7 protein-coding genes and 4 pseudogenes are annotated in these 8,676 nt (G+C 67.2%); 10 read left to right on the top strand and 1 reads right to left on the bottom strand.

The annotated features are described in order from the left end of the window. The 5 genes and pseudogenes from ACWD04_RS33390 to ACWD04_RS33370 form a co-directional block, all read left to right on the top strand. Positions 1 to 623: pseudogene (locus tag ACWD04_RS33390) on the top strand (transposase); the annotation flags it as partial. A gap of 270 nt (positions 624 to 893) precedes the next feature. After that, positions 894 to 1,349 (top strand): annotated as a pseudogene (locus ACWD04_RS33385) (DinB family protein). Between the two features lie 115 nt (positions 1,350 to 1,464). Beyond that, positions 1,465 to 2,316, top strand: coding sequence for an IS5 family transposase (locus ACWD04_RS33380; RefSeq protein WP_451137482.1), 852 nt, complete (start codon positions 1,465 to 1,467; stop codon positions 2,314 to 2,316). Between the two features lie 68 nt (positions 2,317 to 2,384). Then, positions 2,385 to 2,729 carry a transposase gene (locus ACWD04_RS33375; RefSeq protein WP_451137481.1) on the top strand — a complete coding sequence of 115 codons (345 nt, stop codon included), beginning with the start codon at positions 2,385 to 2,387 and terminating at the stop codon, positions 2,727 to 2,729. Next, positions 2,615 to 3,412 (top strand): transposase, encoded by a 798-nt coding sequence (locus tag ACWD04_RS33370; RefSeq protein ID WP_451137480.1) that lies wholly within the window; start codon positions 2,615 to 2,617, stop codon positions 3,410 to 3,412. The genes ACWD04_RS33375 and ACWD04_RS33370 overlap by 115 nt, the downstream gene beginning before the upstream one ends. A gap of 161 nt (positions 3,413 to 3,573) precedes the next feature. Here ACWD04_RS33370 and ACWD04_RS33365 read toward each other — a convergent pair whose 3' ends face one another. Continuing rightward, positions 3,574 to 4,176, bottom strand: coding sequence for a GNAT family N-acetyltransferase (locus ACWD04_RS33365; RefSeq protein ID WP_451137479.1), 603 nt, complete (start codon positions 4,174 to 4,176; stop codon positions 3,574 to 3,576). A 276-nt stretch (positions 4,177 to 4,452) separates the two neighbouring features. On the opposite strand from ACWD04_RS33365, the pseudogene ACWD04_RS33360 reads away from it, so the two are divergent. From ACWD04_RS33360 to ACWD04_RS33340, 5 genes and pseudogenes are all read left to right on the top strand, one after another. Beyond that, a pseudogene (locus ACWD04_RS33360) lies at positions 4,453 to 5,172 on the top strand (IS5 family transposase). A gap of 240 nt (positions 5,173 to 5,412) precedes the next feature. Next, positions 5,413 to 6,015 carry a TetR family transcriptional regulator gene (locus tag ACWD04_RS33355; protein ID WP_451137478.1) on the top strand — a complete coding sequence of 201 codons (603 nt, stop codon included), beginning with the start codon at positions 5,413 to 5,415 and terminating at the stop codon, positions 6,013 to 6,015. A gap of 53 nt (positions 6,016 to 6,068) precedes the next feature. After that, entirely contained in the window at positions 6,069 to 7,103 is a 1,035-nt protein-coding gene (locus ACWD04_RS33350) for a zinc-dependent alcohol dehydrogenase (protein ID WP_451137477.1), read from the top strand. Positions 7,104 to 7,147: 44 nt separating this feature from the next. Continuing rightward, a complete protein-coding gene (locus ACWD04_RS33345; protein ID WP_451137476.1) occupies positions 7,148 to 8,128 on the top strand; it encodes a zinc-binding dehydrogenase in 981 nt (326 codons plus the stop codon). A 183-nt stretch (positions 8,129 to 8,311) separates the two neighbouring features. Next, positions 8,312 to 8,605: pseudogene (locus ACWD04_RS33340) on the top strand (transposase); the annotation flags it as partial. Positions 8,606 to 8,676 lie beyond the last annotated feature (71 nt).

The raw sequence follows: 8,676 nt of genomic DNA, 5'->3' as shown, positions 1-8,676 counted from the left end.
TACGGCTACTGGCCGTCGATACGGACTTCTGGTTCGACAACCACTGGATCATCGACTCCACGCCGGTGGAGTGCGGCCGCTCGCGTCCGACGGTGCAGCGGTCGGACATGGCCGGCCGGGCCGGACACGGGTACTGCGCCTCGCACTCCCGGTTCTTCTGGGGCCTGCGCCTGTACCTGGTGTGCACCCCGACCGGGATGCCCATCCTGTGGGCATCGGCGAACCCGGAGCTGGACGAGCGGGAGGTGCTGTCGGCGATGCTGGACCGCGAACCGCACCTTGCCATGGATCGGCCAAGCCTGCTGGTGATCGCGGACAAAGGCTTCGCCTCCAAGGAGTTCGAGGCCGATCTGGCCTTCCGGGGCGCGTAGCTGCTGCGTCCTTCGTTCAAGCGCGAGAGGAAGCGCAAGGGCGAGAGCCTCCTGAAGTCGGTGCGGCAGCTGATCGAGTCGGTCAACCACACCCTCAAAGGCCAGCTTGACCTGGAACAGCACGGCGGCCGGACCTTCGAAGGCGCCACCGGCCGCGTCGCCCAGCGCATCCTCGCGATGGCTGCCGCGATCTGGCACAACCACAAGACCGGCCAGCCCGTCATACGATCCTTGATCGCTTATGACCACTGAGCACATCGGAATGACTCGTCCAGGTCGAGTAGCTTGGACCGACCGGCAATAGGCACTCGGAGGCGGCGGAGGCATCAGAACGGCCACGGGTCCACGTGATCTTGGAGTTCTCTACGCTCAGTAATCACAAAGGACGGCCTGGCTGCGCTGCCACTTTACCCACTTGAACCCTCCCAGGCGGCGGTGCAGGGTGGATCCATGACATGGACAGCGCCATCAGTCGAGCGTACCCAGCAGCTAGGCGGCCTGGGTACCGTAACTGAGCGTCAGATGTTGGAGGGTTGGCTGAACTGGCGCCGGGAAACGTTGCGGGCCAAGTGCGCCGGGCTTGAGTCGGCCCAATTGGCGCGGACGACCGTAGAGCCGTCGGGCCTTACCCTGCTGGGCTTGGTCCGGCACATGGCGGAAGTAGAGCGATGGTGGTTCCGGCGAAGCTTCGCCGGTGAGGCTATCGGAGACGTTTTCACCGGCCCGTCAGATGGCAATGAGGGACTCGACGGAGTTCACGCAGCCGATGCGGAGTAAGACTTCGTATTCTTCCAGGCCGAGGTCAAAGCGTGCGACGCGGCGGCGGCCGGACACGACCTCGACGAGACCTTCATGTCCTCTTACGGAGTTCCTCTCAGCCTGCGCTGGGTCTACATGCTGATGATCCAGGAGTACGCCCGCCACAACGGCCACGCCGACTTCCTGCGAGAGCGGACCGACGGGGCAACGGGTGGCTGAGCTTCCTTCTCAGACGGTCCAGCAGCAGGTGCCCGGGAGATGGATGAGCACCAGAACGGGCACGGGCCCACGTGATCATGGAGTTCTCTCCGCTCAGTGATCACGAAGGACAGCCGTGCCCGCACTGCCATCTTGCCTGCTCGAACCGCTCTGGAACCAGTTCGTGGCGCTCCTGCCCGCTCGGGAGGAGTTCGCCGCGGGCCACCCGCTTGGCTGCCACCGCCGCCGTGTCCCCGACCGGACGGTGTTCGAGCACGTGGTGCTCGCTTTGGTCCACGGCTCGGGCTACGAACGGGTCTCCAGCCCCGGATGCTCAGACCGGACTATCCGTCGACGTGTCAAAGAGTGGGCTGAGCAGGGGATATCCGAAGTGGTGCACGTTCTCGCGCTGGAAGCGTACGACCGGATGATCGGCCTGGAACTGTCCGAAATATCCGTGGCCGGTTGCATCACCAAGGCCCTATGCGGCGGCCAAAGCGCGGGCCGGTCCCCGGTGGACCGCGAGAAGCAGGGCCTGAAACGCTCGGTCGTCACTGACGCCCGCGGCGTCCCGCTCGGCCTAGTCGTGGCGGGAGCCAACCGCCACGACTCGCCCCTACTCGGACCGACTCTCCATGCAGCCATGGACCAGGTCGGGCCGCTGCCGGACGACGTGAACGTCAACCTCGACCGGGGCTACGACAGCAACACGTCCCGCGCTCCGCTCCGGGAGTTGGGCTTCACCAGTGAGATCGCCCGCGTGGGCGTGCCCGCCCCGATCCAGGCCGGCAAGCGGTGGGTCGTAGAACGAACGCACTCGTGGATGAACAGCTACGGCAAGCTACGCCGCTGCACCGAGAAGAACAGCACCGTCGTCACGTTCTACCTCCACCTGGCCGCAGCCCTCGTCACTCTCCGCATGCTGGTCCGCCACGCCACCACTCGCTACCGCTGGGATCAGCGTCCCACCACACGCCGGCTCAAGTGATCCATTTGCCGGTCGGTCTTAGAGGACGTCTCATTTGGGCTGTTCGGTAATCTGGTGTCGTGGGAATCGTGGAGCGGCTGGTGCCGGATGAGTTGTGGATGTTGTTCGAGCGGGTGGTGCCGCCTGTTCCGTCGCGGCCGCAGGGCGGTGGCCGTCGACGGTACGGGGACCGTGAAGTGCTGGCGGCGATCGTCTTCGTTGCCACGTCAGGGTGCACCTGGCGGCAGCTGCCACCGTCGTTCGGACCGTCGGGGCCGACCGCTCACCGGCGGTTCACCGAGTGGAGCAAGGCCCGGGTATGGGCCAAACTCCACCGCCTGGTGCTGGACGAACTCGGCGCACGCGGCGAGCTGGACTGGTCGAGGTGCGCGATCGATTCGGTGCACATGCGGGCTCTGAAAGGGGGGACCTGACAGGTCCGAATCCTGTGGATCGAGGCAAGTCGGGGTCGAAGATCCATTCGATCACCGAACGGTCCGGTCTGCCCCTCTCCGTCGGCATCTCGGGTGCAAACCTGCACGACAGCCAGGCCCTCGAGCCCATGGTGCGGGGCATCCCGCCCATCCGCTCCCGCCGCGGGCCCCGCCGCAGACGGCCGGCCAAACTCCACGCCGACAAGGCCTACGACAACCGCCACCTGCGCCGATGGCTCCGCACGCGTGAAATCGCCCACCGCATCGCCCGCAAAGGCATCGAGTCCTCGAAGCGCCTTGGACGCCACCGCTGGACCATCGACGCACCATGGCCTGGCTCGCAGGCTGCCGTCGACTCCACCGCCGCTACGAGCGCAGAGCCGAACACTTCCTGGCCTTCACCAGCATCGCCTGCACTCTCATCTGCTACCGCAGACTCACCAAATGAGACGTTCTCTAAGTACGTCCCCGGGTTCGTCGTTCTGCCCCGGCGCTGGGTCGTCGAACGCTCACACGCCTGGGTCATGCACGCCCGTCGGCACGCGCGGGACTACGAACGGCTCGTCCAGCACTCGGAATCACTCGTCACCTGGGCTGCAATCACCCTTATGACTAGGCGAATCACCCGCCGAAACTCCCGCAGGAGCGGACAGCCGTCCTCCCGCGAAGCCCAACGCGACTGATCATCTTGGCACTGACGGTCATCAGTCCCACCAAGAGATCACCGAGCCTCAAACCAACCTCATCGTCGCACCACCACGACGGCTCCACAGGGCAATCCGCACCAGGGGGCTCGGCGTCAGCCGCCGACGCGGAGCCGTCCGGAAGGTCGATACGGGGTGTGTCAGAGCCGTCTCGTGGTGAACAGGTTGGTTCCGTACACCGCGTCCACTTCCTTCCGCTCAGTTTCAGTGAATCCGACCTTGGCCAGCACACGGCGAGAAGCGGTGTTCCAGTCCCAGACCGTGGCCCACAGACGTTCGTACCCAGATGATCTCGCCCATTCCAGAACCGCCAACGATGCCTCGGTCGCGTATCCCTGACGCCAAACTCGGCGTAGCAGCTCGAATGCCAGTTCAGGTTCTCCTGCCGATCCTCGCTCTCTGTCGACCAGCCCGCAGTAGCCGATGACGTCACGAGATGCCTTCCGCTCGACCGCCAGCAACCCGCTCGACCACAGCTGGTTGGTGCGGATCGAACCCTCGAGCTCCGCGACCGTGGGGTGTCCGTCCGCGTCGATTCGGCGGTGCGGCGGCACTCGTGGATCACGTTCGGTCCACAGCTCATGCTGGACGACGGCCTCGGCTACCCGCCAAGGTCTGAGCAGCAGGCGACTTGTCTCGAGTACGACCTCACTGCCCGGAACCGCGCCAACCGTCATGGCAGCAACCATGGCACGGGTGAACGCGCTGTCGTGCCACGGGGTGCGCTTGATCCTCCCGATCATGGGCGCTCGATAGGTGGGACAACCGAGATCAATCCCTGAACATCGGCTTGGACGTGCACGTTCGGCTATACCCGGCGGACCACGTTGCCCATACACCGACGCCAGGCTCGTTTCTCATGCCTGCCCGGCGCCTCGCCGGGGGCCGGGCGCCTTGCGCTGCCAATCGGGCCGCCTTCGGATCGCCTCGTCCGTATCCTGACCTGAGAAGACTCTCCATCCGAGGTTCAGACACAGGCACCAAGACGTCATCTCAATTGGCTCGGTAGGCTGCTGGCCATGGCGGGGATTGTTGAACGGCTGGTGCCGAACGAGTTGTGGGAGCTGTTTCAGCGGGTGGTGCCGGAGGCGCCGTCGCGGCCGCAGGGTGGTGGTCGACGGCGTCACGGTGACCGGGAGGTGTTGGCGGCGATCGTGTTCGTGGCCACGTCGGGCTGCACGTGGCAGCAGCTGCCCACGGCGTCGTTCGGTCCGTCCGGCGCGACGGCCCACCGCAGGTTCACCGAGTGGACGAAGGCCCGGGTCTGGGCCATGAAAAAGGTAACGAGGACCTGACAGGTCCGAATCCTGTCGACCGGGGCAAGTACGGGTCGAAGATCCACCTGATCACCGATCGGACCTGTCTGCCCATATCCGTCGCAATCTCCGGCGCCAACGTCCACGACAGCCAAGCCCTGGTCCCGCTCGTGAAGGGCATCCCGCCCATCCGGTCCCGCCGAGGCCCCCGTCGGCGCAAGCCCGGCAAGCCACGCCGACAAGGGTTACGACTACCGCTACCTGCGGCGATGGCTTTCCCGACGCGGAATCCGACACCGCATCGCCCACAAGGGCATCGAGAACTCACAGCGACTCGGCCGGCACCGTTGGACCATCGAACGCACCATGTCCTGGCTCGCCGGCTGCCGACTCCACCGCCGCTACGAACGCAAGGCCGAGCACTTTCTCGCCTTCACCAGCATCGCCTGCACCCTCATCTGCTACCGCCGACTCACCAAATGAGATGACCTCTAAATGCGTACTCCTCGCCCCTGCGGCCGGAATGTCCCGCCGCAGGTCGCAATGATCACGCTAGGGGCTCTGCCGCAGTGAATCCGGCATTTACTGCGGCAGCACTCGGCGGGGTGCTGCCCCGCTTGCACTCTCTCTGCCGTTCAGGCGTTGCGTCCGGTATCAGAGATCGCGGGATACGTCACCGCTATGGATGTGCATACCAATGTGGGAGTCGCTATCATTTTGAGCATGGATGCCACTATTGGTCTTCGTGAGCGCCGTCGGCGCGCCACTCTGGCCGAGATCGAGAACGCGGCGCTCGGCCTGTTCGAGCGCCAGGGGTTCGAAGGGACGACTGTCGAGCACATCGCTGCTGCGGCCGGGGTCTCCACGAGCACGTTCTTCCGCTACTTCCCGACCAAGGAGGACGCGGCGCTGGGGACCAACCAGGCCTTCGAGGTCACGCTCGCCGCCCGTCTGGAGGGGAGTGCGGTCGCCGCCGCGCCTCTGCGGGAGGTGGAACGGGCGGTGGGCGAGGTCTTGCAGGAGTTGGAGGTGGACCGTGCCGATGTCGTCGAACGGATGCTCCGGGTGCGCCGTCTGGCCGGAGCGGACGCGGTCCTGCGCGGCGCGGTACAGCGCCGGGAGGCAGAGCAGTGCGATCGGTTCGTGCAGATGCTGGCTGCCACCGTCGGCTCCACCGCCGTGGACCGGCGGGTGCGGGTGCTGGCCGAGATCGTCAGCGCGGCCCTGCGCGTCACCTTCGACGCCTGGGCCGCGGACGGCGAAGCCGATCCGGTCGAGACCTTCCGGTCCGTCTGCGCCCATCTGCGGGAGCTCACCGCGCCCTGACCCGTTGCGACCCCGCGTCACGCCTTATTTTCCCGTATACCCGAGGACACTTCATGAAAGCCGCACTGATCACCGGCCGTGGCAAGGTCGAGTTCGTCGAGTTCCCGCTGCCGGAACGGGCGGGGCCCAACACCGCCGTCGTGGAGATCGGCAGGACCGGTATCTGCGGCTCCGATGTCTCGGCGTTCAAGGACGGTCACGACTACCCGCCGTTCCTGTCCGGCCACGAATGGGGCGCCACAGTTGTCGACGTCGGAGAAGGCGTGACCGGCCTGGCCGCAGGCGATCGCGTGGTCGCCGGAACGCCGTCGGCCTGTGGGCGGTGCGCGATGTGCAGGGCCGGGCACGCCGAACGCTGCGAGGCGCTGACCGCGCTGTCTTTCGGCACCCACCCCCTCACCCCGGCCCACGGGGCCTACGCCCGGCGCATCACCGTGCCCGCCGAGACGCTCGTCCGCATCCCCGACGGGGTCGACGACGACCAGGCCGCCATGATCGAGCCGGCCACCGTGGCCCTGCACGCCGTGCGCCGCCGGCCTCCACTCCTGGGAGAGGCCGCCGTCGTCATGGGCGCCGGCCCCGTGGGACTGTTCGCCGCACAACTGCTGCGCCTGGCCGGCTGCGGCCGGGTGGTCGTCGTCGAGCCCCGCCCGCGTCGGCGGGACCTGGCCCTGGCTTTGGGGGCCGACGTCGCTGTCGAGCCGGGCCCCGCGGCCTCGGACGCTGTGCTGGAGGCCTCGGGCGGGCTGGGTGCGGACCTGGTCTACGACTGTGCCGGGAACGAGGCCGCATTGAGCGCGGCCGTGGAGCTGTGCCGCCCGGGCGCCACCATCATGATGCTCGGCGTCGCCTCGGGATCGGTGACCGTCTCTCCGCTGGCCTGGCTGAGCAAAGAGCTGACCGTCCAGACCTCCCTGGCGCACTTGAACCACGAGTTCACCGTCACCGCCGACCTGATCGCCTCGGGACGCCTGCAGACGAAGCCCTTGCACGATCAGACCGTGGGCCTGACCGACCTACCCGCGGTCCTGGCCGAACTCGCTGCGGGCCAGGACCGCGTCAAGGTTCTAGTCGACCCCCGAGCCTGAACACCTGTTTCGCCCCGCCTTCCTCGACTTTGGAGACATTGCTGATGCGCGCACTGGTTCTGGACCGCCCCGGCACCTGCGACACCCTGCGTCTGGCCGACCTGCCCCTGCCCGAGCCCGGCCCCGGCCAGGTCCGTGTCAGGGTCGAGGCCTGCGGCCTCAACCCCTCGGACTACCAGCGGGCCGCCTACGGCATCCCCGAATGGGAGTGGCCAGCCGTCCTGGGCCTGGACGTGGTGGGCATCGTGGACGCCGTGGGTGGCCAGGTGGACGACATCGCCGTCGGACAGCGGGTGGCCTACCACGGCGACATCCGCGAACGCGGCGGATTCGCCGAATACACCCTGGCCCGGGCCGAAGTCCTGGCCCCGGTACCCGAGACGGTGCCGGTCGCGCAGGCCGCCGCACTGCCCTCGGCAGGTTTGACCGCCTATCACGCGGTGCTGCGCCGCCTGCACGTGACCGGGCAGGACACCGTCCTGATCACCGGTGCCGCGGGCGGGGTCGGCGGGTTCGCCACCCAGCTGGCCGCCCGTGCCGGAGCACGCGTGCTGGCCACCGAGGCCGGCCACAACGCCGACCACGTCAAGAAGCTCGGCGCGGCCGAAGCCATCGACTTCCGCACCGAGGACATCGCCACCCGTGTACGCGAACTCACCGACGGGCGCGGAGTGGACGCGGTCGTGGACACCGTCGGCACGGAATCGGCCACCGCCAACCTGTCCCTGCTGGCCCACACCGGCCGCATCGCGGCCGTCGCCGGGCGCCCGGACTGGGACGCGGTGGCGCCCTTCGGCATCGCGCCCTCCGTCCACGAAATCGCGCTGGGCGCGGCCTACATGCTCGGCGACCACCGCTCTCGCCGCGACCTGTCGGTCATGCTCACCGACCTGCTCGACCTGCTCGCCCAGGGCCGACTGGACGCGATGCTCTCGCGCACCCTCCCCCTGGAGGAAGTACCCCAGGCACTCGTCGAGCTGTCCGGACGCACGGTGCGCGGCAAGCTTGTCTGCCTCCTGAACTGAGCCCGGTCCCACCGCCCTGGCCGGGTGCAGCGAGCAAACAGTCCACCAGAGGTGAGGCACCACGCAAACTCACAGAGCGACCCAGGCCAGCCACGCGGGAACAGTTACTCGGCAGGTCTCGGCCGAGTCGGGCTGAACCGCTTCGGGTCAGGTGGAGACTTGATTCCATGTATGGATTGAGTCATGGCCCGACCCTCCCGTTACCCGCCTGAGCTCCGCCGTCGTGCGGTGCGCATGGTCGCCGAAGTCCGCGAGGACTACCCGAATGAAACGGCCGCCTTCCAGTCGGTGACCGAGAAGCTCGGCATCGGTTCCCGCGAGACGCTGCGGAACTGGGTCAAGCAGCACGAGATCGACGCGGGGCAGCATCCGGGGACGACGACGGAGGAGTCCGCCCAGCTCAAGGCGTTGAAGAAGGAGAACGCCGAGCTGAAGCGGGCGAATGAGATCCTGACCTCGCCGTTTCGGTTGGGGCGATGAGGTGTCGTTGAGGGGGAACTGCCTGGTGGCTGACGCGTTTTTGGTGTTCGGACATGGTGGAGACCCGG

The organism is Streptomyces sp. NPDC002911 (assembly GCF_053591835.1).
The sequence above is the reverse complement of the archived record's forward strand: the minus strand, read 5'-3'. Positions and strand labels throughout refer to the sequence as shown.

What these genes read in the sequence shown, in the direction of transcription:
- ACWD04_RS33370 (WP_451137480.1), top strand. Translation starts at nt 2,615, where the DNA reads ATGGGCCAAACTCCACCGCCTGGTGCTGGACGAACTCGGCGCACGCGG.
- ACWD04_RS33365 (WP_451137479.1), bottom strand. Translation starts at nt 4,176, where the DNA reads ATGATCGGGAGGATCAAGCGCACCCCGTGGCACGACAGCGCGTTCACC.
- ACWD04_RS33355 (WP_451137478.1), top strand. Translation starts at nt 5,413, where the DNA reads ATGGATGCCACTATTGGTCTTCGTGAGCGCCGTCGGCGCGCCACTCTG.
- ACWD04_RS33350 (WP_451137477.1), top strand. Translation starts at nt 6,069, where the DNA reads ATGAAAGCCGCACTGATCACCGGCCGTGGCAAGGTCGAGTTCGTCGAG.
- ACWD04_RS33345 (WP_451137476.1), top strand. Translation starts at nt 7,148, where the DNA reads ATGCGCGCACTGGTTCTGGACCGCCCCGGCACCTGCGACACCCTGCGT.